General features: G+C 72.4%; 26 protein-coding genes. 17 read left to right on the top strand and 9 right to left on the bottom strand.

Annotated features, from left to right (window positions below; all coding sequences use genetic code 11):
* Positions 1 to 167 precede the first annotated feature (167 nt).
* Both SMD20_RS17580 and SMD20_RS17575 read right to left on the bottom strand, forming a co-directional pair.
* Complete coding sequence (locus tag SMD20_RS17580; protein ID WP_329582066.1) at positions 168 to 665, bottom strand: hypothetical protein; 498 nt, start codon at positions 663 to 665, stop codon at positions 168 to 170.
* Positions 666 to 719: 54 nt separating this feature from the next.
* Positions 720 to 1,553 carry an alpha/beta fold hydrolase gene (locus tag SMD20_RS17575; protein ID WP_329582064.1) on the bottom strand — a complete coding sequence of 278 codons (834 nt, stop codon included), beginning with the start codon at positions 1,551 to 1,553 and terminating at the stop codon, positions 720 to 722.
* A gap of 95 nt (positions 1,554 to 1,648) precedes the next feature.
* On the opposite strand from SMD20_RS17575, the gene SMD20_RS17570 reads away from it, so the two are divergent.
* On the top strand, positions 1,649 to 2,125 hold the full coding sequence (locus SMD20_RS17570) for an SRPBCC family protein (RefSeq protein ID WP_329582061.1): 477 nt from the start codon (positions 1,649 to 1,651) through the stop codon (positions 2,123 to 2,125).
* Between the two features lie 56 nt (positions 2,126 to 2,181).
* Here the strand turns inward: SMD20_RS17570 and SMD20_RS17565 are convergent, their stop codons facing one another.
* Positions 2,182 to 3,372, bottom strand: coding sequence for a CoA transferase (locus SMD20_RS17565; RefSeq protein WP_329582057.1), 1,191 nt, complete (start codon positions 3,370 to 3,372; stop codon positions 2,182 to 2,184).
* 151 nt (positions 3,373 to 3,523) lie between these two features.
* On the opposite strand from SMD20_RS17565, the gene SMD20_RS17560 reads away from it, so the two are divergent.
* The 7 genes from SMD20_RS17560 (at position 3,524) to SMD20_RS17530 (ending at position 9,794) form a co-directional block, all read left to right on the top strand.
* On the top strand, positions 3,524 to 3,925 hold the full coding sequence (locus SMD20_RS17560) for an STAS domain-containing protein (RefSeq protein WP_329582055.1): 402 nt from the start codon (positions 3,524 to 3,526) through the stop codon (positions 3,923 to 3,925).
* A gap of 28 nt (positions 3,926 to 3,953) precedes the next feature.
* Positions 3,954 to 4,502, top strand: coding sequence for a DUF2243 domain-containing protein (locus tag SMD20_RS17555; protein WP_329582052.1), 549 nt, complete (start codon positions 3,954 to 3,956; stop codon positions 4,500 to 4,502).
* Positions 4,499 to 5,260, top strand: a complete 762-nt coding sequence (locus SMD20_RS17550) for a cytochrome c oxidase assembly protein (protein WP_329582050.1) — start codon at positions 4,499 to 4,501, stop codon at positions 5,258 to 5,260. Before SMD20_RS17555 ends, SMD20_RS17550 begins: the two co-directional genes overlap by 4 nt.
* A 104-nt stretch (positions 5,261 to 5,364) precedes the next feature.
* Positions 5,365 to 6,132, top strand: coding sequence for an ABC transporter ATP-binding protein (locus tag SMD20_RS17545; RefSeq protein WP_329582048.1), 768 nt, complete (start codon positions 5,365 to 5,367; stop codon positions 6,130 to 6,132).
* Entirely contained in the window at positions 6,117 to 7,940 is a 1,824-nt protein-coding gene (locus SMD20_RS17540; RefSeq protein ID WP_329582046.1) for a hypothetical protein, read from the top strand. Before SMD20_RS17545 ends, SMD20_RS17540 begins: the two co-directional genes overlap by 16 nt.
* A 28-nt stretch (positions 7,941 to 7,968) precedes the next feature.
* A complete protein-coding gene (locus SMD20_RS17535) occupies positions 7,969 to 9,177 on the top strand; it encodes a sensor histidine kinase (protein ID WP_329582044.1) in 1,209 nt (402 codons plus the stop codon).
* Complete coding sequence (locus SMD20_RS17530; protein WP_329582041.1) at positions 9,174 to 9,794, top strand: response regulator transcription factor; 621 nt, start codon at positions 9,174 to 9,176, stop codon at positions 9,792 to 9,794. Before SMD20_RS17535 ends, SMD20_RS17530 begins: the two co-directional genes overlap by 4 nt.
* Here SMD20_RS17530 and SMD20_RS17525 read toward each other — a convergent pair.
* Positions 9,791 to 10,261, bottom strand: a complete 471-nt coding sequence (locus tag SMD20_RS17525; RefSeq protein ID WP_329582038.1) for a MarR family winged helix-turn-helix transcriptional regulator — start codon at positions 10,259 to 10,261, stop codon at positions 9,791 to 9,793. The two genes, SMD20_RS17530 and SMD20_RS17525, sit on opposite strands and share 4 nt — an antisense overlap.
* Before the next feature lie 30 nt (positions 10,262 to 10,291).
* On the opposite strand from SMD20_RS17525, the gene SMD20_RS17520 reads away from it, so the two are divergent.
* Both SMD20_RS17520 and SMD20_RS17515 read left to right on the top strand, forming a co-directional pair.
* A complete protein-coding gene (locus SMD20_RS17520) occupies positions 10,292 to 11,362 on the top strand; it encodes a bifunctional NAD(P)H-dependent oxidoreductase/GNAT family N-acetyltransferase (RefSeq protein WP_329582035.1) in 1,071 nt (356 codons plus the stop codon).
* Between the two features lie 85 nt (positions 11,363 to 11,447).
* Positions 11,448 to 12,824, top strand: coding sequence for a glycoside hydrolase family 6 protein (locus SMD20_RS17515; RefSeq protein WP_329582033.1), 1,377 nt, complete (start codon positions 11,448 to 11,450; stop codon positions 12,822 to 12,824).
* A gap of 34 nt (positions 12,825 to 12,858) precedes the next feature.
* Here the strand turns inward: SMD20_RS17515 and SMD20_RS17510 are convergent, their stop codons facing one another.
* A complete protein-coding gene (locus SMD20_RS17510; RefSeq protein WP_329582031.1) occupies positions 12,859 to 13,122 on the bottom strand; it encodes a hypothetical protein in 264 nt (87 codons plus the stop codon).
* A 187-nt stretch (positions 13,123 to 13,309) separates the two neighbouring features.
* On the opposite strand from SMD20_RS17510, the gene SMD20_RS17505 reads away from it, so the two are divergent.
* Together SMD20_RS17505 and SMD20_RS17500 are read left to right on the top strand one after the other, a co-directional pair.
* Positions 13,310 to 13,630, top strand: coding sequence for a helix-turn-helix transcriptional regulator (locus SMD20_RS17505; RefSeq protein WP_329582029.1), 321 nt, complete (start codon positions 13,310 to 13,312; stop codon positions 13,628 to 13,630).
* A gap of 252 nt (positions 13,631 to 13,882) precedes the next feature.
* Positions 13,883 to 14,653: a SigB/SigF/SigG family RNA polymerase sigma factor gene (locus SMD20_RS17500; RefSeq protein ID WP_020546016.1), complete on the top strand. Its 771-nt coding sequence runs from the start codon at positions 13,883 to 13,885 to the stop codon at positions 14,651 to 14,653.
* Positions 14,654 to 15,039: 386 nt separating this feature from the next.
* Here SMD20_RS17500 and SMD20_RS17495 read toward each other — a convergent pair whose 3' ends face one another.
* Positions 15,040 to 15,756, bottom strand: coding sequence for a TetR/AcrR family transcriptional regulator (locus tag SMD20_RS17495; RefSeq protein WP_329582025.1), 717 nt, complete (start codon positions 15,754 to 15,756; stop codon positions 15,040 to 15,042).
* Between the two features lie 71 nt (positions 15,757 to 15,827).
* Between SMD20_RS17495 and SMD20_RS17490 the strand changes: the two genes are divergently transcribed.
* The 3 genes from SMD20_RS17490 to SMD20_RS17480 all read left to right on the top strand — a co-directional run bounded on the left by SMD20_RS17490 (position 15,828) and on the right by SMD20_RS17480 (position 18,351).
* Positions 15,828 to 17,312: an MFS transporter gene (locus tag SMD20_RS17490; RefSeq protein ID WP_329582022.1), complete on the top strand. Its 1,485-nt coding sequence runs from the start codon at positions 15,828 to 15,830 to the stop codon at positions 17,310 to 17,312.
* Positions 17,309 to 17,662 carry a nuclear transport factor 2 family protein gene (locus tag SMD20_RS17485; RefSeq protein ID WP_329582019.1) on the top strand — a complete coding sequence of 118 codons (354 nt, stop codon included), beginning with the start codon at positions 17,309 to 17,311 and terminating at the stop codon, positions 17,660 to 17,662. The genes SMD20_RS17490 and SMD20_RS17485 overlap by 4 nt, the downstream gene beginning before the upstream one ends.
* A gap of 62 nt (positions 17,663 to 17,724) precedes the next feature.
* Positions 17,725 to 18,351 (top strand): flavin reductase family protein, encoded by a 627-nt coding sequence (locus SMD20_RS17480; RefSeq protein ID WP_329582016.1) that lies wholly within the window; start codon positions 17,725 to 17,727, stop codon positions 18,349 to 18,351.
* Between the two features lie 6 nt (positions 18,352 to 18,357).
* Here SMD20_RS17480 and SMD20_RS17475 read toward each other — a convergent pair whose 3' ends face one another.
* The 3 genes from SMD20_RS17475 to SMD20_RS17465 form a co-directional block, all read right to left on the bottom strand.
* A complete protein-coding gene (locus SMD20_RS17475) occupies positions 18,358 to 19,422 on the bottom strand; it encodes a trypsin-like serine peptidase (protein ID WP_329582014.1) in 1,065 nt (354 codons plus the stop codon).
* 97 nt (positions 19,423 to 19,519) lie between these two features.
* Positions 19,520 to 21,319 (bottom strand): hydroxysqualene dehydroxylase, encoded by a 1,800-nt coding sequence (locus SMD20_RS17470; RefSeq protein ID WP_329582012.1) that lies wholly within the window; start codon positions 21,317 to 21,319, stop codon positions 19,520 to 19,522.
* A 122-nt stretch (positions 21,320 to 21,441) separates the two neighbouring features.
* The gene (locus SMD20_RS17465) at positions 21,442 to 22,068 is read right to left on the bottom strand and encodes a TetR/AcrR family transcriptional regulator (protein ID WP_329582009.1); all 627 of its coding nucleotides are present in this window, start codon (positions 22,066 to 22,068) and stop codon (positions 21,442 to 21,444) included.
* 112 nt (positions 22,069 to 22,180) lie between these two features.
* On the opposite strand from SMD20_RS17465, the gene SMD20_RS17460 reads away from it, so the two are divergent.
* Both SMD20_RS17460 and SMD20_RS17455 read left to right on the top strand, forming a co-directional pair.
* Positions 22,181 to 23,548 (top strand): NAD(P)/FAD-dependent oxidoreductase, encoded by a 1,368-nt coding sequence (locus SMD20_RS17460; RefSeq protein WP_329582007.1) that lies wholly within the window; start codon positions 22,181 to 22,183, stop codon positions 23,546 to 23,548.
* A 154-nt stretch (positions 23,549 to 23,702) separates the two neighbouring features.
* Complete coding sequence (locus tag SMD20_RS17455) at positions 23,703 to 24,260, top strand: calcium-binding protein (protein ID WP_329582004.1); 558 nt, start codon at positions 23,703 to 23,705, stop codon at positions 24,258 to 24,260.
* Positions 24,261 to 24,263: the final 3 nt, after the last annotated feature.

Genomic DNA, 24,263 nt, shown 5'->3' with positions numbered 1-24,263 from the left:
CCGCAGCCGGCGCGGACCTCGCCTCGCGTGACCTGCCCCTGCGACCGGCCGCCGTCTCCCCGGTGACGTTCGTGCCCGCCGTCCCGATCTCTGTGATGCTGATCGGGTCGTGGCTGGTTGCCCGAGTCTGCGACCTTCCGCCCGACAAGTCAATGGCCGGTGGCGGGTCAGGGGGTGGGTGAGGCCGCCGGAGCGGCAGGGCCGCCGGGCGGCGGCGTCAGGTGGGCGTACGATCCGGCCCGCTCCATGACCGGCACATTCAGCCGCACCGGCGAGGCTCCGGTGAAGGTGAACGTCATCGGCACCGTGCCGCCGCTCACCCCGGTCACCGTGGCGATGGGCTGCTCGCCGGTGCCGACGGGCTGGAGCGGCCGCACGGTGACGGGCCCGGGCAGCTGCACCGAGCCGCCCCCTTCCGGGGTGATCCGTTCGAGCTGGGCCGGCTGGTGCCCGTTGTTGATGAGCACTCCGTACAGGTAGTTCTGCTGGGAGGGCACGGCCGGGTCGGTGGCGCTGAGCAGGAACACGTTGCGCAGGTGGAGGGTCTGGCTCGCGTCGCCGTTGGCGCCGTCGTTCTGGGACGCGTGCTGCGCGGTGTCGATGGTCGCCACCGTGCATCCGGCGGTCAGGGCCGCCAGGGACACGGCAACGGCGATGGTTCGCATGTTCACTTTCCGCAACTACCCGCGCACTCAGCGTTGAATCAGCCGGAAACGGCGTCATCCGAGCCGCCGGTCGAGGAAGCCGATCAGCGTGCGGGCCAGCGCCACCCGCTGGTCGGCGAGGGCGTGGTCGGTGTCGAGAACGAGGTGTTCGAGGAGGCTGCCGGGTTGGGCCGCGTACGCCTCGACCAGGGGCAGGTGGTGGGCCTCGGGCGGCGCGACGGTGTCCAGGCCCGCGCCGACGAGCAGGACCGGGCGTCCCGCGAGCCGGTCGGCGAGGCCGGCCAGGCGGTAGGCGTCGCCGGCCGCCAGCATCTCGGCCACCAGGTCCTCGGCACTGGTGCCGGCGAGGGGCAGCAGTTCGTCCCGCCACGCCTCGACGTAGGCGGCGGCGAGCGCGGGGTCGGCGCGGCAGGCGGCGGCGGCCGCCCCGAAGTCGAAGCCCGCGATCGACCCGGCGGCGGCCACCGACGGCAGCGCGGCCGCGGTCATGAGCGCGGCGAACCCGCCCGCGCTGTGCCCGACCACGGCCAGCCGGTCGGGGTCCAGGCGCCAGGCCGCGACGGTCGCGGGGTCGCGCGTCGCCGCCACGGCCGCCGCCGCGTCCTCCAGCACGTGCGCCCAGGACCAGGATCCGCCGGCGCCCCACGAGCCGCGGTAGTGGAACACCAGGGACGCGTAGCCGGCCCGGCGGGCGGCGTGCGCCAGGTCGAAGTTGCGCTCGTTGCCGGGGAAGCCGTGCAGCAGGATCAGCACGGGGTGCGGGCCTGGCCCGGCGGGCACGTGCAGGACGCCGGGCAGCGGCGTGCCGGCGCTGCCGACGGTCAGCGGGACCGTGGCCGCGCGCGGGCCGGGCACGTCAAGGGGGTCGGTGATGAGGGGGTCGGCCACGGTTGCTCCCTGGGATGGTACCGATCGGTTCGAGGAGGAGCGTAGCACCGCCGCAGGGTGCTCCCTCGAAGCGGGCGAAACGTAGCATCTTGGGCGTGTCATCGCGCTTCGAGGTCGTGACCCTCATCCACGCCCCGCCCGAGCTCGTCTTCGACACCTCGCTGTCGGTCGAGCTCCACACCGCCTCGATGGCCGCCTCCCGCGAACGGGCGGTCGCCGGCGTCACCTCCGGCCTGCTCGGGCCCGGCGACCGAGTGACCTGGCGGGCCCGGCACTTCGGCGTCCCCTGGCGGATGACGTCGCTGATCAGTGGCTACGACCGGCCGGCGTACTTCATGGACGAGCAGGTCGCGGGCCCGTTCCGGCGGTGGCGGCACGCGCACCACTTCGTCCTCGCGCCCGACGAGGAGGGGACGGTCATGCGGGACGTGGTCGACTTCGCCGCGCCCGCCGGGCCGCTCGGCGTCGTGGCGGAGGTCCTGGTGCTGCGCCGCTACCTGGCCCGGCTCATCCTGCTCCGCAACGCCCACCTCAAGCGGATCACCGAGGAGGCCGCCGCCCCGCCCGGCTGAGGGGCCCGCGGCGCTGAGTCGTTCACGCCGCCCCGCGCGACTGACGGCCGCGCCGCTCAGCCGATGACGCCGTCCGCGCGCAAGGTGGCGACCTCCGACGGCGGCAGGTCCAGCAGCTCGCCCAGCACCGTCTCGGCGTCCTCCCCCAGCTCGGGGGCGGGCTCCGGCGGGGTCTGCCGGCCGTCCAGCACGAGCGGCGACCCCGGCGCGAGGTGCGGGCCGACGCCCGGCTGCGCCAGCTCGGCCATCAGCGGGTGCCGCGCCAGGTCCGTCGCCGTCTCGGCGAACGTCCGGTAGTGCGACCACAGCACCGACGTGCCCGCCAGCGCCTCGCCGGCCTCGGCCGCCGTCCGCGCGGCGAACCACGGCGCGAGCAGCCCGGCCAGCGCCTCCCGGTGCGTGTAGCGGTCGCGGTCGCGGCTGAAGTCGGCCGGCAGCGCCTCCTCCAGCGCCGCCATGACCCGCCCCAGCCCGGTGACCGCCACCAGGTCACGCCAGTGCCGCGCGGTGAGCGTGACGACCATGACGCGCCGCCCGTCGGCGGTGGCGAAGTCGCGGCCGAAGTCGCCGTACAGGTCGTTGCCGATGCGCGGCCGGGCCTCGCCGAGCTGGGCCTGTGCCAGGTAGCCGAGGTTGCCGGCGGTGGCGAGGGCCACGTCGTGCAGGGCGAGCTCCACGTGCCGGCCCTCTCCGGTCGCCGCCCGCCGCCGCTCGGCCGCCAGCAGGCCGATCGCCAGGTAGAGGCCGCACGCCACGTCCCAGGCGGGCAGCACGTGGTTGACCGGCCCGTCGTGCCGTTCGGGGCCGGTCGCGTACGGGAAGCCCAGCTCGGCGTTGACCGTGTAGTCCACGGCGCTGCGGCCGTCGCGGTGGCCGAGCAGCCGCGCGTACACCAGGTCGGGCCGCCGCTCCCGCAGCTCCTCGTACGTCAGCCCCGGCCGCGGCGGCGCGTTGGTCACCAGCGTGCCGGCCGCGGCGGCGAGCCCGGCGACCAGCTCGCGGCCACGCGCCGAGCGCAGATCCACGGTGAGCGAGCGCTTGCCCTTGTTGAGCCCCGCCCAGTAGAGGCTCCGGCCGGAGGGCGCGAGCGGCCAGCGCCCGAGGTCGGGGCCGCCGCCGATCGGATCCACCCGTACGACGTCCGCGCCGAGCTGCGCCAGCGTCATCCCGCCGAGCGGCGCGGCGACGAAGCTCGACAGCTCGACCACCCACAGCCCGGCCAGCGGCGCCGTCCGATCATCGATCACGTCCCAGACCCTATGCCGGGGCGACTGTCCCGGGCCACCGGCCGGAATCGGCGAAGATTTTCTACGGAAAAGTAATTCGTGTATTCTTCGTCGCGGTTACCGTGGAACCGCCGGGGTCCCCCGGTCCCACGACGCGGGCGAGGAGGCAGTGATGACGCAGGTGCTGCATCCGCTCCGGGCGCCCACGCGGCCGGCCGCGACCGGGCACGACGAGAGCGGAGTCGCCGAGCACCTGCTCCACGTCGATCCTCTTCTCCGCGTCACCTGCACCGTCCGTCCCGGCCCCTCGCTGGTCCGGGTCGTCGGCGAGATCGACCGCGGCAACGCCGCCGAGCTGCGGCGCACGCTGGAGCAGGCCGGGCGGATCGACGACGAGCTGGTCGTCGACGTCGGCGGGGTGAGCTTCACCGACGTCACCGGCCTGCGGGCGCTCGCGGCCTTCGCCGCCTCGGCCCGCGCGGTCGTCCGTGACGTCCCGCACCAGATGAGCCGGCTGATGGGGCTCGTCGGGATGCCCGCGTTCGGTGAGCCGGTCGAGCCTCCTGTGGCGTGAGCCGCCGCCCGTGGGGTAGGCGGGCGCCATGGCAGAGGAGAGAACGGCCGGCGACGACCAGCGGCGCATCGCGCTGCCCGGCGTGGTGCTCGGCATCGGGCTGGGCGGGTTCGTCGACGGGATCCTGCTGCACCAGATCCTGCAGTGGCACCACATGCTGAGCAGCACGGACACCGACAACATCGGCGTGCGCGACTATCCGGTGACCACCGTGCCCGGGCTCCGGATGAACACCCTCTGGGACGGCCTGTTCCACACCTTCACCTGGATCGCGGTGCTGGCCGGCCTCGGGCTGCTGTACTCCCGCGTCACCGCCTCGCGCGGGCGGGTGTGGCGCTCGCGGGCGCTGTGGGGCTGGGTGCTCGTGGGGTGGGGGCTGTTCAACCTGGTCGAGGGCGTCGTGGACCACCACCTGCTGGGCATCCACCACGTACGGACCGGGCCGGGACAGCTCGCGTGGGACCTCGGGTTCCTGCTGTTCGGCGCGCTGCTCGTGGCGGGCGGCTGGGGCCTGCAACGCGGGGCGCGGGTCGTCGACCTGTGTGAGCCAGGTACGGCGGACGGCCCCCTGCGGTGACGCACCAGCACGAGCACGTCGCCACTCTCGCCGCCATCGGGCCGGTGCTGCTCGCCGGCTGCTATCTCGTGGCGGCGGCGCGGACGCCGGGCTGGAGCCGGTGGCGGACGGCGGCGTTCACCGGCGGGGCGGCGCTCGCCGCGTTCGCGCTCACCGGGCCGCTCGCCGCGTACGCCGCCGCCGACTTCCGCGGGCACATGACGCAGCACCTGCTGGTGGCCATGCTCGCGCCGCTGGGGCTGGTGCTCGGCGCGCCGGTGACCCTGCTCCTGCGCGCGCTGCCCCGCCCGTACGCGCGCCGGCTCGGCAGGCTGCTGCGTGCCCGCGTGCCGCACCTGCTGTCGCACCCGGTCACCGCGCTCGTGCTGAGCACCGGCGGGGTGATCGTGCTCTACTGCACGCCGCTCTACCGCGCCGCCACGGTCACGCCGTGGCTGCACGAGCTGGTGCTCGTGCACTCCCTGCTGGCGGGATACCTGTTCGCGTGGGCGATCGCCGGGCCGGACCCCGCGCCGCGCCGCCCCTCGGTGCCGGCGCGGCTGGTCGTGCTGGGCGTGGCCGTCGCGGCCCACGCCGGCCTCTCCCAGCTCATGTACGCCGGGCTCTGGGTGGACCTGCCGGTGCCCGCCGCGCAGCGGACCGGCGGCGCCGAGATCATGTACTACGGCGGCGACCTCGCCGAACTCCTGCTGGCGGGCGTCCTGGTGGCCGGTTGGCGGCCGGCGAGGCGGATCGCGTACGCCCGCCGGCCGGGCTGACCGACCACGTTCCGGCATCAACCGATCGGTTGATGCCGGAATCCACCATCTCGCTCCCCGCCCGGACGATCCGTCACCCCTCGCCCTCGCGCGATTCTCTAGGCATGCCAACAAACCGGGAGCCCGCCCTCCGCACCACCGGACTCCGCAAAGCCTTCGGCGACCACCTGGCCGTCGACGACATCGATTTGACCGTCCCCGCCGGATCCTTCTACGGCCTGGTCGGCCCCAACGGCGCCGGCAAGACCACCACCCTGGCCATGGCCGTCGGCCTGCTCCGCCCCGACTCCGGCAGCGCCGAGATCTTCGGCGTGGACGTCTGGCGTGACACCGTACGGGCAAAGGGCCTGATCGGCGTGCTGCCCGACGGCAACGCCATGCCGGAACGGCTGACCGGCCGCGAGGTCCTCACCTACCTCGGCCTGCTGCGCGGCATCGAGCCCGACGTCGTCGCCGAGCGCACCGAGGAGCTCCTCCAGATCCTGGAGCTCGACTCCGCGGAGCGGACCCTGGTCATCGAGTACTCCACGGGCATGCGCAAGAAGATCGGCCTGGCCGTCGCCCTCCTGCACGCGCCCCGCCTGCTCGTCCTGGACGAGCCCTTCGAGGCCGTCGACCCCGTCTCCGCGGCCACGATCAGGACGATCCTGCGCCGGTTCGCGGCCAACGGCGGCTCGGTGATCATCTCCAGCCACGTCATGGCCCTCGTCGAGCAGCTCTGCGACCACGTGGGCGTCATCTCCGACGGCCGGGTCGTGGCGGCGGGACCGCTGGCCGACGTACGCGGCGCCGGATCCCTGGAGGACGCCTTCATCGACCTCGTCGGCGCCCGCGCCGGTGGAACGGAGGGGCTGGCATGGCTCACCTCGTGACCCCGGGCCCGGCCGCCCTGGCACAGCACATGGTCCGCATGCGGCTGGCCCTCATGCGCAACTCCCTGCGCGGCGACAACGCCACCAACCTCTACACCGGCGTCTCGCTCGGGCTGATCCTGGCCTTCGGGACGATCGCCGTGGCGGTCCTGTGGCCCGCCTACCTGCCGCTCACTCTGGCCGCGTGGCTCTCCGGCTGGATCTTCGGCCCCATCTTCATCGGGGGCGGCAACGAGGCCCTGCGGCCCGAGTACTTCTCCATGCTCCCGGCCACGCCGGGCCGGATCGCGACGGCACTGCTCGCCGGAGCCTTCGCGGGCCCCGCGCCCGTGGTCAATCTCATCGCCCTGCTGTCCCTGCCGGTGTACGGCTGGCGCTTCGGCCCGGCCGGAGTGCTCATCGGCCTGGTCGCGGCGGTCGCCACGCTCGTCACCATGGTGATGATCTCCCGCGTCATCGTGGCGCTCATCGGCCTGTTCGTCAGATCCCGTACGACGGCGGCCGCCGTCGGCATCCTGACCGGCACCGCCATCGCCCTGTGCAGCAACGGCTGGGCACTCGTCGTGGCTCTGGGCGGTTCGGACACCGCCGCCTGGTCCGAGCTCCTCGTCCGTCTCCTGCCCTCCGGGTGGGGCGTGGCCGCCGTCGAAGCGCCCTGGCCCCTCGCCCTCGCCGTCCTCGCCGGCAACGCCGGCGTGATCGCCCTCCTCCTCGCCGCCTGGTCCGCCCTGCTGTCGCGGCGCGTCGTGTCGGCCGCGCGCGGCGGTGTGCCGCCCCGGCGCGGCGCGCCCCGCCCTTTCCCCGCCACCAGCGGCGCCCGCGTCGCCGCCGCCAAGGAACTGCGTGCCTGGTGGCGCGACCTCGTCCGCATCCAGCTCCTCGCCACCGCCTTCGCCTTCGCCATCGTCACCCCCCTCCTGCTCGTCTCCATCGGCGTCTGGGTCATGTTCCCCTTCATGGGGCTCATCGCGATCGTGATGGCCGCCGCGTCCTCGGCCAACCTCTACGGCGCCGACGGGACCGCCCTGTGGCTCACCCTCATGACGCCGGGGGCGGAGCGGGCCGACGTACGCGGCCGCCAACTGGCCTGGTTCCTCATCGTCGGCCCGGCATCCGTCGTCCTCTCCCTGGCCGGCACCCTCGTCAGCGGCGAGACCTGGGCCTGGCCGTGGGTGCTCGGCCTGCTGCCCGCCCTCCTCGGCGGCGGCGCCGGACTCATCATCCTGCTCGCCGTCACCTCGCTCGTCCCCGGCACCGACCCCCACAAGCGCGGCGGCAACCCGCTCAGCACCGGCGCCGACGAGACCGCCGAGACCAGCCTCGCCTGGCTCGTGCTCGTCGCGGTCCCCACGGCCGCCCTTCCCACGGCCGGCGCCATCCTCCTCGACCCCTGGGCCGGCGTCGCCACCGGTGTGCTGACCGGCGTGCTCTGCGCCTGGGGATTCGGCAGGATCGCCTACCGCAGGCTGGAGAGCCATGGGATCGAGCTGCTCAACCTCATGAAGCACGGCCCGGCGCCCCAGGCCGACAAGCCCACCACCGCGGACCTCCCCATCCAGCACCGCATCGGCGTCACGATCTGCTACACCATCGCCTGGCTTCCCCTGTTCCCCCAGGGCCTCGTGCCCATGGTCATGAAGATCTTCGACATCGGGGACCGCGTGTGGTTCCTCGCCCTCTACCTCCCGCCGATCTGGCAATGGCCCACCATCATCTTCATGATCGCCCTGGGGCTGCTCATGTACGGCTACGCGATCTTGATCCCCATGCGCCTAAGCTCGTCCTCGTCGGCCGCCGCCACCAGGTGAAGCCATCCGAGAAAGGGGCACCTTCCGTATGAACGACCCTTTCCCTCCCTCCACCTGGGAACGACGCTTCGAGCGCATCGCCGAGACCGTCCCCTACATCACCCTCGCCGCTTCCCTCGCCCTCAGCCTGGCCTCACTCGACCCGGAGGCAGGCGGCATCCCCGGCACCCTCGCGCTCACCGCGCTGGCCCTCGCCTGGCTGCTCGGCACCCGCCCTCTGCTCCCCGCCGCCGTGCGCAGGCGGCGGGCCGCCGTGACCGTTCACTTCGCCGGCGTCCTGGTCACCGCCGGCCTGCTGACCCTCCACGACCCCGCCTTCATCATCTACTGCATCTCCGGCTTCTTCCTCGCCGCCAATTTCGCTCCTTCCAAATGGACCTTCGCCGCCGTCGCCGCCACCTCCGTCGTCCTGTACGGTTCCACGCTCGACTGGACCCAGGCCACCCCCCAGCTCGTCGCCTTCCACCTGGCGATCGTCGTCGTGCAGACCGTCGCCATCGGCGGCGGCCACATCGCCGGCATCAGGATCGAGGACCGGCAGCGCAAATACCGCAAAGCGGTCAGCGACCTGCAGACCGCCCTGGAGGAGAACGCCGACCTGCACGCCCAGCTCCTCACCCAGGCCCACCAGGCCGGCATCCTCGACGAACGCCAGCGCATGGCCCGCGAGATCCACGACACCCTCGCCCAGGGCCTCACCGGCATCATCACCCAGCTGCGCGCCGCCCAGCGCGTCGAGGACTCGGGCACCCACCTCGAACTCGCGCTCGACCTCGCCCAGGACAGCCTCACCGAGGCCCGCCGCTCCGTCGCCGCACTCCAGCCCCACCAGCTGGAGGACGCCCACCTCCCCGAAGCCATGACCACCCTGGCCCGCAACTGGACCCAGACCACCGGCGTCGACCTCCACGTCGAGGTGACCGGCGACCGCGTCCCCCTCAGCCCCGCCATCGAGGTCACCCTGTTCCGCGTCGCCCAGGAAGCCCTCGCCAACGTCGCCAAGCACGCGGGCGCCACCCGCGCCGGCCTCACCCTCTCCTACACCGGCGCCGTCGTGCTGCTCGACATCCGCGACGACGGCATCGGCATCGACAATCCCGGCGGCGGCGGGTTCGGCCTCAGCAGCATGAGACAACGCCTGCGCGGCGTCGGCGGCACCCTCGAGGTCGAGAGCGCGCCCGGCGAGGGCACCGCCGTCAGCGCCACCGTCCCCGCCCTGCAAGGAAACCCCCGGTGATCCGCCTCCTCATCGTCGACGACCACCCCATCGTCCGCCACGGCCTGCGCGCCGCCTTCGAAGCCGAACCCGACATCCACGTCGCCGGCGAGGCCGTCAACGGCCGCGAGGGCATCGACCGCGCCGTCGCGCTCCAGGTCGACATCGTCCTCATGGACCTGCGCATGCCCGAGATGGACGGCGTCACCGCCATCACCGCCCTGCGCGACTCCCATCCCCACATCAAGACCCTCGTCCTGACCACCTTCGACGGCGACTCCGACGTGCTGCCCGCCATCGAGGCCGGCGCCTCCGGCTATCTCCTCAAGGACGCCCCCACCGACGAACTCCTGCGTGCCGTCCGCGCCGCGGCGGCCGGCGAGCCGGTGCTGTCGCCCTCCATCGCCGGTCGCCTCATGGGCCAGGTACGCAAACCGGTCAAGGCCGCCCTCACCGACCGCGAACTCCAGGTCCTCGCCCTCGTCGCCGACGGCGCCTCCAATCGCCAGGCGGCCGCCAAACTCTTCATCAGCGAGGCCAGCATCAAGACCCACCTGCTGCACATCTACGACAAACTCGGCGTCCGCGACCGAGCCGCGGCCGTCGGCGAGGGGTACCGCCGAGGCTTGCTCAGCTAGCCGCCGAGGGGTTCTTCCAGTTTGCGGGCGATCTCTTCCAGGGCGGACAGGTCGGCGGGCGAGAGCCGGTCGATGACGTGGCGGCGTACCGACTCCAGGTGGGCGGGGGCGGCGTCCTCCAGCGTCTCCAGGCCGTGCTCGGTGAGGACGAGGTAGCAGCCCCGGCCGTCGTCCGGGTCGGGCTCGCGGCGCAGCAGGCCGCGGGCCTCCATGCGGGTGGCGTGGCGGGACAGGCGGCTGCGTGACCAGCCCATCTTGGCGGCCTGCTCGCCCAGCGTGCTGGTGCGGCCGGGACGTTCGGAGAGCGTGCTGAGCACCTCGTAGTCGGGCTCGGACAGGCCGAGCGCGGCCAGGTCGTGGGCGGTGCGGCTCTGGATCGCGATCATCATGCGGCGCAGGGCGCGCCAGGCGCGTTCCTCGTCCGCGTCGAGCCAGCGCACCGTCTCCTGGGACCGCTTCGTTGACATGTAAACAAGATACCAGTTACGTTCATTTCCATGTCAACGAAACCTCTGCGGGTCCTCGTCCTCGTGTGCAGCACCCGTCCCGGTGCCCGCGGCCCGGCGGTCGGCCGGTGGCTCATCGACACGATCGCGCCACGGGCGGCGGAGCTGGGCGTGGAGCTCCTGCCGGTGAGCCTCGGCGACCTCGCGCTGCCGTTCCTCGACGAGGAGGGCGAGCCGGGGTCCGGCGTCTACCGGCACGAGCACACCAGGCGGTGGAGCGCGACGGTGGACGCGGCGGACGGCTTCATCGCCGTCACCCCCGAGTACAACTACGGCATGCCGGCCGCCTTCAAGAACGCCCTCGACTACCTCGGCAGGGAGTGGGCGTGGAAGCCGATGGGGTTCGTCAGCTACGGCAACACCTCGGCGGGCACCCGGTCGGTCCAGCACGCCAAGCAGGTGGTGACCACGCTGCGGCTGGTGCCGCTGGGCGCCACGGTCGCCCTGCGCATCGCCGACACGATGGACGACGGGCGGCTCCGCCCGGACGCCGGCCGGAGCGCGGCCGCCATCGGGGTCCTCGACGAACTCGTCCGCCTCGCCTGCGCCTTGCGGCCGATGCGCGAGCGCTCCCGCGCGGCCTCGCGGACGACGCCGCTGCCGGGCTCGTACGTGAGAGCGCTGACCCCGGACGACGCCCCGGAGGTGCTGGTGCTCCAGCGTTGCTGCTGGCTGGAGGAGGCGCAGGCCAACGACACCCTGGCCATCCCCGCCCTGGGGGAGTCGCTGGAGCAGGTACGCGCCTGGCTGGGCACCTGGCGGGCCACGGGCCTGTGGCGGGACGGCCGGCTCCTCGGCATGGTGCGCGCGCGGCGCGTGGCCGACGACTGGCACGTGGGCCGCCTCGGCGTCGTCCCCGACCTGCGCGGCCAAGGTGTGGGGCGCTGGCTGCTGCGCGAGGCCGAAGCCGCGGCCGACGCCGGCTGCCGCCGTGTCGTCCTGTCCACCGGTTCCCGAAGCCGCCGCAACATCCGCCTCTACCAGGGCCAGGGCTACCGCACGGAGTCCTCCGACAGCGACACGGCCACCCTCACCAAGCCAGTGCCCGCGCTCGGCGCGTAGCGACTTTTCCCGACTTGTCACGGAATCTGCTGATCTCTGTGATCCTGGGCTCGCGACATTCAGGACGCCCAGAAGGGAACACTTCGTGCGACTGTTAACCCGCCTGATCGCGGTGGCCGCGACCGTGACCGCGTTGTCCGCAGCCCCCGCCGCCGCGGCGCCCCAGCTGGTGGTCAACGGCACGTTCGCGGCCGGCACCGCGCCCTGGTGGAACTCGGCGAACACCTCGATGGCCGTGGACGCGGGCCGGCTGCGGGTCAACGTGACCGGCGGCACCGCCAACCCGTGGGACGCGATGGTGGCCCAGAACGACATCCCCCTGGCCCAGGGCAAGGCGTACACCCTCTCGTTCGACGCCTCGGCCTCGGCCGCGGTCACCGCGGTCACCACCGTGCAGCTCGCCGACGCCCCCTACACCAACACGCTGACCAGGTCGCTCTCGCTCTCCCCGACGAGCAAGCGCTTCAGCTTCCCCTTCACCTCCGGCCTCGGCACCACGGCCGGGCAGGTGTCGTTCCAGCTCGGCAAGAACGCCGGTTTCAGCTTCTACCTGGACAACGTCTCGCTGACCGAGCAGTCCCCGTCGGGGCCGGTCGCCATGACCGACGGCTTCTACGTCGACCCCGGCTCCAACCCGGCGACCTGGGTGCGGAACAACCCCGGCGACTCCCGGGCCACGCGCATCCAGTCGGCCATCGCCTCCAGGCCGATGGCCCGCTGGATCGGCGGCTGGAGCGGCGACGTCGGCGCCGCCGTGTCCGCGTACGTGTCCGCGGCGGACGCGGCCGACAAGCTCCCGGTGCTGGTCGCGTACAACATCCCAGGCCGCGACGCGTGCGGCGGGCACTCCGGGGGAGGGGCCGGCAGCGAGGCGGAGTACAGGACCTGGATCTCCGCGTTCGCGTCCGGCATCGGCGGGCGGCCCGCGGTCGTGATCATCGAGCCCGACTCCCTGGGCGACTTCGCCTGCATGGACGACGCCGCCGTGCAGGCGCGCAACCGCATGCTGACGTACGCGACCGAGCAGTTCCGCGACAAGGCGCCCAACACCTGGGCCTACCTCGACGCGGGCAACGCCGGCTGGGTCGCGGCGGGGACGATGGCGACGCGGCTGAGCAACGCGGGCGTGGGCAACATCCGCGGCTTCGCCGTGAACGTCTCCAACTACTACCCGACCGCCCAGTCGGCCGCCTACGCGTCCTCGGTCAACGGGGCGCTCGGCGGCGGGGCGAAGTGGGTGATCGACACCAGCCGCAACGGCAAGGGCTCCAACGGCGAGTGGTGCAACCCCGCCGGCCGTCAGCTCGGCACGCCCGCCCAGCTCGGTGGGGACGCCGGCACGGAGATGCTGCTGTGGGTGAAGGTCCCCGGAGACTCCGACGGCAACTGCGGCATCGCCCCGGACACGCCGGCCGGTCAGTTCAGCCCGGCCCTCGCCGTCCGCCTGATCGACGGCACCTGATGATCTCGCGGGGGTCCGCCGCGGACCCCCGCACCTAGCCGGGGCGGCGGCGGTGCTCGCCCACGAGATGGCCGTTGTGGCGGATGCGCGCGGCCGCGTACGGGCTGAGGGAACGGGTGACGAACGACTCGGCGATGCTGTCGGCGTGCCGGCGGTCCACGCCCCAGCCGATCGTGTGCCAGCCGCCCTGGTCGTCGCCGTCGGCGAGGTCGAGCACGGTGATCTCGAAGAGCTGGTCGGCCGGAGCAGGGGTGCAGGAAACGTGCCTGGTGCCCGTGTCGGTAGCCGGTCGCTCCATGCGGCACTCCTTTCGGTTCCGGAAGAAGGTGTTACCGCGCTGCGGCCACGGAAACATCTCAGGCCCCGGCAGGCCCGGTCGCGATCTGATACCGGAACGAGTGTTCGTTATAGGATCTTCTGGAGAAGAGCCTCAAGTCTCGTTCAACAGGGCTGGGGCACCGCCCGAGCCAGGAGCATGAGATCAGGTGAGCGCCTCGCAGGAACGTCCTTCCACCTGGACCTTCCTCACCCATCACGCCCGGGTCCTGCTGGAGATCGCGCGGGACCCTGAGGCGCGGCTGCGTGACATCGCCGCCACCATCGGCATCACCGAACGGGCGGTGCAGGGCATCGTGTCCGACCTGCACGACGCCGGATACCTGTCGCGCGAGCGCGTGGGCCGGCGCAACCACTACAGCCTCAACCTGGAGCAGTCCTTCCGCTATCCGACCGAGGCCAACCTGCCGGTCCGCCTGCTCATCGACATGTTCACCCAGCATGACCTGCCGACCGGGAAAACCTCCTAGCGGGGACGTCCGCGCCCGTGGCCTTGCGTGTTCTTGGCGTGCAGGGGGTAGAGTGGACCCGGTACCAAGAAGGACGAGATCGGTTGTGATGGTTTCGTTACCTGGAACCGTGATAAAAAAGAACTGATTGGGAATCTCCCTTCACGAAGTCCAGCAGAGGGCTTCAGCTCACGCGACAAACGTGGTGTGCCTCTGCCTGGGCTTTTTTGCCGTCCGCAGGGGCGCCTCAGATCTACTCTCACGGAGTATCAGATGGCAGTCCTGGACATCGCACTCGAAGAGATGACGGCCGAGCAGCTTCTGGTCGAGATGAACCGGCCCGAGACCTCCGACCTGCACCAGGTGCGGATCCGCGAGCGTCTGGTGGACATGTACAGCGGCCTGGTCAACGAGGTCACCCGCCGCTACTACCACCGCGGTGAGCCCATGGAGGACCTGCGTCAGGCCGCGTACGTCGGCCTCATGAAGGCCATCAACGGTTTCGACCCCGAGCTCGGGCACGAGTTCCGCGGCTACGCGATGATCACCATGGTCGGCGAGGTCAAGCGCCACTTCCGTGACCGCACCTGGGCCATCCGGGTGCCGCGCGTCTACCAGGAGCGCCGGCTTGAGCTGAACAAGGCCACCGCCGAGCTGACCCAGACCCTCGGCCACTCGCCGACCGTCGCCGAGCTGGCCGCGAAGATGGGCATCTCCGAAGAGGACGTGCTGCTCACGCTCGACGCGTCGTCGGCGTACAACACGCTGTCGCTGGACGCGCCGGTCGGCGGCGAGGAGGACGCGGCCGACCTGGGCGACTTCATCCCCGCCCAGGACGACGCGCTGGACAACATGCTGGGCGCGCACGCGGTCAAGCCGCTCATCGACGCCCTGCCGGAGCGGGAGCGCAACATCCTGCTGATGCGCTTCTACGGCAACATGACCCAGTCCGAGATCGCGGCCGAGTTCGGGATCTCCCAGATGCACGTCTCCCGCATCCTGCGGGCCGTGCTGGCCAAGCTGCGCAAGGCCCTGCAGGACTGACCGCCGGTCGCCGGCCCCCTCCGCCGGGGCCGGGGCCGCCGGGGGAGTTCAGTCGAGCGGTGGGCGGCGGGCCCAGGTGGCCCAGCGCCCGAGCCACTCGACGGGGCCGTAGCCATTCGCCCGGCCGGCCGCCGATCAGGCGACCGGCCGTGAGGACCAGGAGTGTCGCGGTTCGGAGCGGCGTCCCGAGCGGCAGCAGGGCGAGGCAGACGTACACGCCCGTGAGGAGCAGTCCGGCCACGACGGAAGCGAGCCGGACGACCGGGCCCGGCGGGTGACCCTGATGTCTGGACCGGCGGGTGCCGCCCCTGCCGCGAAGGCCGCCGCCGAGGGCGGGCACCCGGGCAGTGGCAGGCTGATCGTGTGACGGGGCCCGCTGACGGGTGTCAGGCGGGTGGTGTGAGGCCGAGTGACCTGATGAGGTCGCTGATCTCGTCACGGTAGACGGCGGCGGGTTCGTGCGTGAGCGCACGCAGGTGACCGTAGATCTCCAAAGCGACCAGGCCGTGCATGCGGCCCCATACGCGGAGCGCGAGCGCGACGGCCGCCGGGGGGAGCCCGGGGAACTCCGCCTGGAGGTGGGCGACGAGACCGGCGTCGAAATCCTCCCACGCGTAGCCGCGCAGGCCCGGTTGCAGAGGCTCCGCCTGGCGCCAGGCCGCGATGACCAGGCCGGTGAGGCCGGTGCAGGCGCGCTGCTCGGCCTCTTTCGCGGGCCCGCCGTCGGGCGGCCGGTAGCCCGGCACCGGATCGCCGTAGACCAGCCGGAAGCCCTCAGGGTTGGCCAGGGCCCACTCCCGCAGGGTCTGGGCCCAGGCCAGGATGCGCCCGCCGGGGTCGGCGGCGGGCACGGCGTCGCGCGCGGCCTCCGCGGCTTCCACCAATGAGGTGTAGACGTCGCTGATCAGCGTGGTGATCAGGTCGTCGCGGGTGGCGTAGTAACTGTAGATCGCCCCCGCCGTCATGCCCATCTCGCGGGCGATGGCCCGCAACGAGATCGCGTCAGGGCCCCCGGCCGCCATGAGCTGGAACGCGATGGTCTTGATCTCCGCGCTGGTCTGGGCGCGCAGTCGGTCGCGCCGGCTCGTCGTCTGCCTGTTCACCCTTGACACTCTACAGCGTTGCACTACTGTTGCCCGTGGCAAATTTGAACGCCGTGTAATTTTTGCACGGCATGCAACAGGAGATGCTCGTGGACAAGGCCGTTCCCCGGCCGCCGACGCGCCCCGGCCTCAGGCTGGCGCTGCTGGCGTTTACCCAGCTCATCGTGGCTCTCGACTACAACATCGTTTATGTGGCGCTGCCGGACATCACCGACGCCCTGAGCTTCACCGCGACGTCGGTGCAGTGGGTGGTCAGCGCGTACGCCGTCGGCCTCGGCGGGCTGCTGCTGTTCGGCGGCCGGGCCGTCGACAAGCTCGGCCCGCGCCACATGTTCATGCTCGGGCTGACCCTGTACGGGGCCGCCTCCCTCGCCGGCGGACTCGCGCCGGACGGCGGGGTGCTGATCGCGGCCCGCGCCGTCCAGGGCGTCGGCGGCGCGCTGCTCACCCCCGCGACGCTCGCGCTGATCTACAGGGGGTTCGCGGAGGGGCCCGAACGCAATCGGGCGCTGGGGGCCTGGGGCATGGCGGGCAGTGCGGGCCTGGCGGCCGGGTCGCTGCTCGGCGGCGTGCTGACCAACTATCTGGGCTGGGAGTGGGTGTTCTTCGTGAACGTGCCGCTGGCCCTCGGCGCCGCGCTGGCCGCGCTGCGGCTGCTGGCCGCCGACCCGCCCCGCGTGACCGGCCTGGGTGGATTCGACCTGCCGGGCGCGCTGCTGGCCACGGCGGGGTCGGTGCTGCTGGTGTTCGCTCTGGCGAGCGGTCCGGAGCACGGCTGGGGGTCGCTGCGCGGCGCCGGCGCGCTGATCGCCGGGGTCGTGCTCCTGGCGCTGCTGCTCGTCGTGGAGTCGCGTACCCGGGACCCGCTGGTTCCGCTGCACCTGCTGCGCAACCGCGGCCTGGCCACGACCATGACGGTCATCGCGGTGTTCCAGGGGACGCTGGGCGGCGGCTACTACGTGCTCACCTCCTACCTGCAGCCCGTCCTGGGCTACAGCGCACTGGAGGCCGGGCTGACGTTCCTGCCCCTCACCCTCGTGTGCATGGGCGCCGCGCTGAAGGTCGCCCCGGCGATGCTCGGCCGGTGGGGCGTACGCGCCACGCTCAGCATCGGGATGCTCGGCGCCGGGGCCGGGATCGCCGTCCTCGTCGCCGGAATGACGGCCGGCGGCGGCCTCTGGACGCTCCTGCCCGGCAGTGTCGTCTGGGGGCTGTTCGGTGGTGTCGCGTTCGTCGCCCTGTTCGCCTCAGCCGGCGCCGGGGTCTCGCCCGCTGAGCAGGGCGTCGCCTCGGGCCTGGCCAGCACCGCCAAGGAGATCGGCGGCGCCATGGGCCTGGCGGTCTTCGTCGCCGTCGCCACCGCGAACCTGACCGCCACCGCCCCCGGCATCCTGGCCGCCCCCGGCATCCTGGCCGGCCTGCGCACGGCGGGATGGGCCGCCGCGGCCCTCACCGTCGTCGGGGGCCTCATCGCTCTCGCTCTCAAGCCCGCCCCGGCGGAGGCCTCGCCCCGCCCGGAAGCCGAGCCCACACCTACGGAAACGGTCACCTCATGAACCACGTCACTGACCTTGTCCTGAAATATCTAGACATCTGGAACGAGCGGGATGCCGAGGCCCGGAACGCCTTGATCAGCACCACCCTCACGGAGGACTCGATCTACAGCGACCCCGACTACGCCCGTCTCCAGGGCCATGGCGAACTGTCCGACATGATCGGCCAGGTTCAGCAGAACTTCGGTGACCTGGTGTTCACCCTCGGCAAGGTGATCAGCGCCCATCACGGCACGGCGTTGTTCACCTGGAAGCTGAGCCCGCCGAACACGGACACATCCGTGGCGACCGGCTACGACGTCGTGGACTTCACCGAAGACCGCATCCGCCGCGTCGTCGGCTTCTTCGAGTAGACCCCGGGGGCGGCGGGGACGTTTCGGCCGGGACTTGAACGTCGCCTTTCTAGGCTGCGTCCATGCATGTCGCCATCAACCCCAGCATCCTGTACTTCGGCACCCCGGTTGTGCTTCTGACCACCGAGAACGCGGACGGCTCGGCCAACCTCGCGCCGATCTCCTCGGCGTGGGCGCTCGGCCAGGTGGTGGTGCTCGGGCTCGGCGCGGAGGGCCAGAGCGCGCGCAACCTCGCCGAGCGCGCCGGCCTGGTGATCAACCTGCCCGCCCCGCACCAGTGGGAGGCGGTGGAGCGGCTCGCCCCGCTCACCGGCCGCGACCCGGTGCCGGCGAGCAAGCCCGCCGGCTGCCGGTTCGAGCCCGACAAGTTCGGCGCGGCGGGGCTGCGGGCCGAACCGTCGGACACCGTACGGCCGCCGCGCGTGGCCGAGTGCCCCATCCAGCTGGAGGCCAGGGCCGAGCGGGTCGGGGAGGCCGTCTCGGGCGGGTTCGTCATCGTCGAGGCCGCGGTCGGCAAGGTGCACGCCGATCCGCGCCTCGTCGTCCCCGGCACCGACCATGTGGACCCGGCCGCGTGGAGCCCGCTCATCTACAACTTCCGCCACTACTTCGGGCTCGGCACGGAGCTGGGTCACTCCTACCGCAGCCAGACGCCGCGGGAGGTGCCGCGGGAGGTGCTGGCCGGGTGAGCACGGTCATTGCGCGCCGACGTTCTGGGCCGCCCGGTAGACGGCCATCGCCTCGTTGCCGAAGAACGGGCCGAACATGAAGTTCGGCGCGAAGTCGTACTTGAAGCTGTTGACCGAGTTGAGCCAGCCCTGCCCGGTGGAGGCGTTGAAACCGGCGAACCACGGGCCGCCGCTGGACCCGCCGGTCATGTTGCAGCGCAGCCCGAGGTCCCGGGTCTGCACGGTGTCGTCGAAGGCCCGCCCGCTGCAGTAGATGAGCCGCGAGCCGTCGAACGGGGCCGCCGCCGGATAGCCGAGGGAGAACATCTGCCGTCCCCTCGGCTGGTTGAACGCCACGCCCTGCCCGCCCACGACGTCCGTGAGCGAACGTCCCTGAAGTGGCGCGACCACGGCGGCGGCGACGTCGAAGTTGATGTTCTCGTTGGCGTTCCACTGCTGGGTGGTCAGCAGCGTGGTCGCCACCCAGGTCCCGAACGGGCGGCGGCCGTTGTCGAAGCCGGGCACGAACACCCAGTTGCGGTGCGCGGCCCCGTTCAGCTTCACGCAGTGCCCGGCGGTCATCACGACGCTCTCGTTGGCGCTGGTGACCGCGGTGCCGGAGCAGGCGGAGTTGCGGCCGTCCGCCGTGGTGAAGAAGACCCGCCCGACGGTGCGGGTCACCGCGCCGCCGTCGGTCCAGCGCAGGCCGGGGCTGTTCTGCAGCACCTCGGCCGTACGCTGGGCCGACACCGGGCGGACCGCGTACGAGCGGCCCTGCGTCGGGGTGGACGACGCGCCGCGGGTCGCCCACGGGGTGCCCTGGGTGGGCCCGGATCCGCCGGAGCGGCGGATCTCGGGCGTGTCCAGCGGCTGCGCCGCCAGCATGCGCTGGGACGTCCAGTACGACAGGACGGTCCTGCGTTCCGAGGCTGAGTCCGCGCCCGCCCAGCCGACGGGGTTGCGGTCGAATCCGCTGGTGGTGCCGCCAGTGGTGCTACTCGTGGTGCTGGACGCCTGGGCCGAGGCCGCCGGGACGAGAGCGCCGGCCACGGCGATCGCGGCGGCGGAGAGCAGGGCGACTCTGCGGTGCATGACGTACCTCCTGAAACCGAATAGTTGCCGTTTGGAGGTACGTACGAGAAAGAGCAAGTTCCTCAAGACATGCCGGAATGGATATGGATCCCCCGGGTCAGTGGCCCGGCCAGTACGGAGCGAGCAGGTCGAACCGGTTGGGCAGGCCGAGCAGGTAGCGGATGTCGTCGGAGTCGTGGATGGGTTTGAACTCGCGCGGCAGGTAGAGCTCGTACAGCCGGGCGCGGCTCGCCGAGGACCCGGTCGCGTCGAGGACGGCGTTGGCCGCCATCCGGCCCGCCTCGTTGCCGCCCTCCATGGTGGCCAGGTTGATGCTGTTGCGTACGTAGTCGGCGGCCAGGTAGAAGTTCGGGATCGCGGTCGTGGCGTTCGGGCGGTTGGACCAGGACGAGGTGCTGTTGATGAGCAGCGGCTCGTCGTTGGCCACGGCCGAGGTGCCCTCGCCGGTGATCGCCGGGTCCACGAACCACGAGTGCACGATCGAGTCGGGCAGCAGCGCCGCGCCGTTGGGCAGGGCCGAACGCACCTGGGCCAGCACCTCCTGGACGATCTGCGGCCGGGTGCACTGCTTGGCGGTCTTGCCGAACAGGATGCCGGGGGTGTTCCAGTCCGACAGGTCGAGCGACAGGCAGTCGACGGCCGTGCCGTCGCCGTAGGTCGCGGGGAAGTTCGTGGTCCAGAACTGCGCCTGGCTGATCGAGGTGAGCGCCCATGGCGTGGCCGCGTAGATGAGGTGGCCCTCGGCGATCGGCCGGGGCTGCTTGAGGTAGATCATCACCCCGTTCATCCAGTCGGTCTGCAGGTGGTCGAGCCGGGCCAGCGCCGGGTCCGCCGTCTTCATGGCGGACGACAGCAGCGGCCGGATCCGCTCGACCGGCAGGGCGGCCACGTAGTGGTCGGCCGTGACCGTGGAGGCGGCGCCGGTGGGGCCGGTCACCTGGGCGCCGGTGACGCGGCCGCCGGAGTAGGTGAAGCCGGTCGCGGTCCAGCCGAGCTTGAACTGCACGCCCATGGCGGTGAGATGGTCGATCCAGGGGGTGAGCCACACGTCGCTGGAGGGGCCGTTCAGCACCATGTCCGGCGGCCCGTACGGGCCGAGGCCGAGCCCGCTGTAGATGAGGGCCTCGAACATCAGGCCCATGGTGCGGGTGTTGGCGAGGTCCGGTTGCGCGGCGACCAGGGAGGCGGTGAACATGCGCACCAGCAGGTCCTGGTACTGCTGCGACATCTGGCTCGCCTTGATGAAGTCGGAGAAGCCCATGTTCTCCCACTGGCCGAGCCGCCGCCGCGGGCCGCTGGTGATGAACGTGACCAGCTTCGAGATGAAGAAGTTGATCTCGGTGAACGGGACCGTGGTGAGGGCCGTCAGCGCGGTGCGTAAGTAGTCGCCGATGGCCTCGGGGGTGATCGTGCCGAGGTCGCCGGGGATGGGGACGCGCAGTTCCTTCCCCTTGTACGCGATCACCTCCAGGCTGGCGGGGACCAGGTTGTCGCGGACGGTGCCGGAGCCGTACGGGATGCGGCTCATCGTCTCGGGCAGGTTCTGGTAGAAGCCGGGGAAGAACCGGAAGCCGTGCTCGCCGGGCAGGTCCTTGCGGCCGCCCGCACCGGTGCCGGGGACGGGGATGCTCCGCGACTTGCCGCCGAGCGCCTTGCGTTCGTAGACGGTGACCTGGAAGCCGCGTTCGGCCAGCTCGTGGGCGGCGCTCAGGCCGCCCATGCCGGCGCCGAAGATCGCTACGTTCTTGCCCGCCGCGGCGCTCACCAGGGCCGGGGCGGCGGCCCTCGCGCCCGGCATGCCCCATAGCGGGCCGGTCGCCGCGCCGGCCGCGGCGGCCATCGCCCCCGTCACGAACCGCCGCCGCCCGATGCCGTCCCGGCTCTGCTGTTGCTCCATGGCCGTTCCCTTCGCACCCGCTAACCGACACTGCTGTTGGTTCAGCTAGCCGTGACGATGAACGCCCGGATCACACCTGTCAAGAGTGCGGTGTGCGTCCGGGCGGAGCGGGGCGAGAGGGGTCAGTGGGCCTCGGGCTCGGGCAGCGTGGACAGGCCGTTCCAGAGCACGAGCATGGCCGCCTCCACGAGCCGGTCGCGCGGCACCGACGGATGCCGCTCCCACCACTGGGCCAGGCCGTCGGTGCCGGAGATCAGCAGCTCGACCACCGCCTGGGCGACCTCGCTGTCCGGGTCGAGGCCGAGCCTGCGCAGGTCGCGGCCCAGCATGACGGCCACCGAGCGGGTGCGGGCCTCCCTGATGCCCCAGCGCACCGCCTTGATCTCGGGATCGTCCTCGTCCGTGTGGTCGAACAGCAGCCGGCGGGCGGCCGGGCGGTCCTGGGCGAAGCTGAAGTAGGCGTCCAGCGTGGCGCGCAGCCGCCTGCCCGGCGAGCCGCTGCCCGTGATGCGGGCGCCGACGTGCGCCACGAGCCCGGCGTTCTGCTCCTGCAGGACGGTGATCAGCAGCACCCGCTTGGACGGGAAGTGGTCGTAGAGCACCGACCGGGTCACCCCGGCGGCGGACGCGATCTCCTCCATGGCGGTGGCGTGGTAGCCGCGCGCGGCGAAGACGTCCAGTGCGGCCTCGATGATCCGGGCCCGGCGGGCCGTGCCCGGCATGCGCTTCTTCGGCTCGCTGGTCGCCATGACCCGCACCCTACCGTCCGTGAGGCGTTGACTCCGGCTCTGGGAGCGCTTACGTTCCTCGTAACCGACACTCCAGTCGGTTAATGGCTGTCCTGTCCGCCGGGAGGGTCCGATGGCCGAGCAGGCCGACGTCGTCATCGCCGGAGCACGCTGCGCGGGCGCGGTGGCCGCCGCGACCCTGGCCCGCCAGGGGCTGCGGGTGATCGCCGTGGACCCGGCGCACTTCCCGTCCACCACCGTCTCCACGCACCTGCTCTTCGCGGGCGGCGTGGCCGAGCTGGCGCGGGCCGGGGTGCTGGAACGGGTGGAGAAGATCGGCGCGCCCCGGCTGTCGCGCGCCTTCATCGGCGGCCCCGGGCACGGCGCGGCCGGCGGCTACACGCCCGTGGACGGGCTCGACTACGGCATGTGCGTACGCCGCGCGCCCCTCGACGCGGCCCTCGTCGACACCGCCCGCGAGGCCGGGGCGGACGTCAGGGAAGGCCACCGCGTCACCGGCGTGCTCTGGGAGAACGGGCGGGCCGTCGGCGTGCGCGTACGATCCCGCGACGGCGGCGACCCGGAGGAGCCCGGCGGACCAGACGGCCCCGCCGCGCCCGGTGAGTACGAGATCCGCGCCCGCCTGGTCATCGGCGCCGACGGCCGCCGCTCCACCCTCGCCCGCTTGCTCGGCGCCGAGCAGCCGCGCGTCACCCACGCCAACGGCCGGGCCTGCTACTACGCCTACTACGAGGACCCGCGCGAGGAGTGGCGCAACACCGCCGCCATGTGGCTGGCCGGCCGCGAGCTGGGCAACGCCTTCCCCTGCGACGGCGGCCTGTCGCTGGTGCTGCTGATGCCGCCGGTCGAGCGGGTGCCGGACTTCCGCGGCAACATGGAGGCGGAGTTCGAGCGGAGCGTGACCCTCGTGCCGGGCCTCGCCGAACGCCTGTCCGGCTGCTCCAGGGCGACGAAGGTGGTGAGCTCCACCACGCACCCGTCCTACTTCCGCCGCTCGTCAGGGCCGGGATGGGCGCTCATCGGGGATGCCGGCCACTTCAAGGACCCGGTCACCGCCCAGGGCATCCGCGACGCGATCCGGTTCGCCCGGCTGCTCGGCGAGCGCGCCGGCGGCGTCATCGGCGACCCGGCCGCGCTCGACGGGGCCGTACGGGCGTGGGAGCGCCGCCGCAACGCCGAATGCGTGCACACCTACCACTGGACGAACCTGCTCGGCCGCGGCGACGCCCTGGCCCCCGTGCAGTTCGAGCTGCTGCGGGTGCTCACCGACGGCCCCGGCGGGGTGCGGCGCGTGCTCGACGTCTACTCCCGGCTGCGCGACCCGAGGGAGACCCTCGCCCTGCCCGGCCTGCTCCGCGCCACGGTCCGCGCCCTCGCGCACGGGGCGGGGGAGCGGCCGGCCATCCTGCGCAGCGCCACGGAGGCGCTGCGGGAGCTGGCCGGCAACCGCCGCGAGGCCCGGCGGCTGATCCTCCCCTGACCCCGGGGCCCTGACCGACGAGCGCAGTGCCGCAACGCACGCCCGTAGCGGGTATTTCGCCGCAGAACCGACGGGACACGGTGCGCTCTAATCGGCGAAGGCGGAAGACCGCCCCTCCCCGCCAAAGGGGATGACCTGTCACAGGGGAACCATCATGCGAAACCACATCGGAGCCGTCCGCGCCCTGGGGCTGCGCGCGCTTCTCGTGGGCGCGGCGGCGGCCGCGCCGCTGCTCGCCGTCGCCGGGCCGGCGAGCGCCGCCGGCACCGTCGACAACTCGAGCGGCCGCCTGGTCATCAGCTCGACGACCACCAACAACGCCGTCACCGTGAGCGTGTCCGGCACGGATTACGTCGTGGCCAACACGCTCACCACGCTCTCTCCCGGAGGGTCGTGCACGCAGGTCGACGCCCACACCGTGCGGTGCCCGTCGGCGGGCGTCACCGACCTGAGCGCCGTCCTCGGCTCGGGCACCGACCTGTTCACCAACAACACCGGCCTGCCGTCACTGGTCTTCCTCGGCGACGGCGCGGACTTCTTCCAGGGCGGCTCGGAAAGTGACCTGGTCAGCGGCGGCGGCGGGAACGACACCATGAGCGGCAACGGCGGCAACGACACCCTGCTCGGCGGCGCGGGCACCAGCGACCGCGCCTCCGGCGGGTCCGGCACCGACACCTGCGTCGCCGAGATCAAGGACACCTGCGAGTCCTGACCG

Origin of the sequence: Nonomuraea sp. LP-02 (assembly GCF_036289125.1) — a bacterium.
Taxonomy (GTDB): Bacteria; Actinomycetota; Actinomycetes; order Streptosporangiales; family Streptosporangiaceae; genus Nonomuraea; species Nonomuraea bangladeshensis.
Note: the sequence above shows the minus strand (reverse complement) of the source record. Positions and strands in the feature narration are given on the sequence as shown.

Excerpts from the sequence above, each read along its gene's own strand:
- SMD20_RS17580 (WP_329582066.1), bottom strand. The coding sequence starts at position 665 with ATGCGAACCATCGCCGTTGCCGTGTCCCTGGCGGCCCTGACCGCCGGA.
- SMD20_RS17560 (WP_329582055.1), top strand. The coding sequence starts at position 3,524 with ATGACGCAGGTGCTGCATCCGCTCCGGGCGCCCACGCGGCCGGCCGCG.
- SMD20_RS17555 (WP_329582052.1), top strand. The coding sequence starts at position 3,954 with ATGGCAGAGGAGAGAACGGCCGGCGACGACCAGCGGCGCATCGCGCTG.
- SMD20_RS17545 (WP_329582048.1), top strand. The coding sequence starts at position 5,365 with ATGCCAACAAACCGGGAGCCCGCCCTCCGCACCACCGGACTCCGCAAA.
- SMD20_RS17540 (WP_329582046.1), top strand. The coding sequence starts at position 6,117 with ATGGCTCACCTCGTGACCCCGGGCCCGGCCGCCCTGGCACAGCACATG.
- SMD20_RS17535 (WP_329582044.1), top strand. The coding sequence starts at position 7,969 with ATGAACGACCCTTTCCCTCCCTCCACCTGGGAACGACGCTTCGAGCGC.
- SMD20_RS17525 (WP_329582038.1), bottom strand. The coding sequence starts at position 10,261 with ATGTCAACGAAGCGGTCCCAGGAGACGGTGCGCTGGCTCGACGCGGAC.
- SMD20_RS17520 (WP_329582035.1), top strand. The coding sequence starts at position 10,292 with ATGTCAACGAAACCTCTGCGGGTCCTCGTCCTCGTGTGCAGCACCCGT.
- SMD20_RS17510 (WP_329582031.1), bottom strand. The coding sequence starts at position 13,122 with ATGGAGCGACCGGCTACCGACACGGGCACCAGGCACGTTTCCTGCACC.
- SMD20_RS17500 (WP_020546016.1), top strand. The coding sequence starts at position 13,883 with ATGGCAGTCCTGGACATCGCACTCGAAGAGATGACGGCCGAGCAGCTT.
- SMD20_RS17490 (WP_329582022.1), top strand. The coding sequence starts at position 15,828 with ATGCAACAGGAGATGCTCGTGGACAAGGCCGTTCCCCGGCCGCCGACG.
- SMD20_RS17485 (WP_329582019.1), top strand. The coding sequence starts at position 17,309 with ATGAACCACGTCACTGACCTTGTCCTGAAATATCTAGACATCTGGAAC.
- SMD20_RS17480 (WP_329582016.1), top strand. The coding sequence starts at position 17,725 with ATGCATGTCGCCATCAACCCCAGCATCCTGTACTTCGGCACCCCGGTT.
- SMD20_RS17475 (WP_329582014.1), bottom strand. The coding sequence starts at position 19,422 with ATGCACCGCAGAGTCGCCCTGCTCTCCGCCGCCGCGATCGCCGTGGCC.
- SMD20_RS17470 (WP_329582012.1), bottom strand. The coding sequence starts at position 21,319 with ATGGAGCAACAGCAGAGCCGGGACGGCATCGGGCGGCGGCGGTTCGTG.
- SMD20_RS17465 (WP_329582009.1), bottom strand. The coding sequence starts at position 22,068 with ATGGCGACCAGCGAGCCGAAGAAGCGCATGCCGGGCACGGCCCGCCGG.
- SMD20_RS17460 (WP_329582007.1), top strand. The coding sequence starts at position 22,181 with ATGGCCGAGCAGGCCGACGTCGTCATCGCCGGAGCACGCTGCGCGGGC.
- SMD20_RS17455 (WP_329582004.1), top strand. The coding sequence starts at position 23,703 with ATGCGAAACCACATCGGAGCCGTCCGCGCCCTGGGGCTGCGCGCGCTT.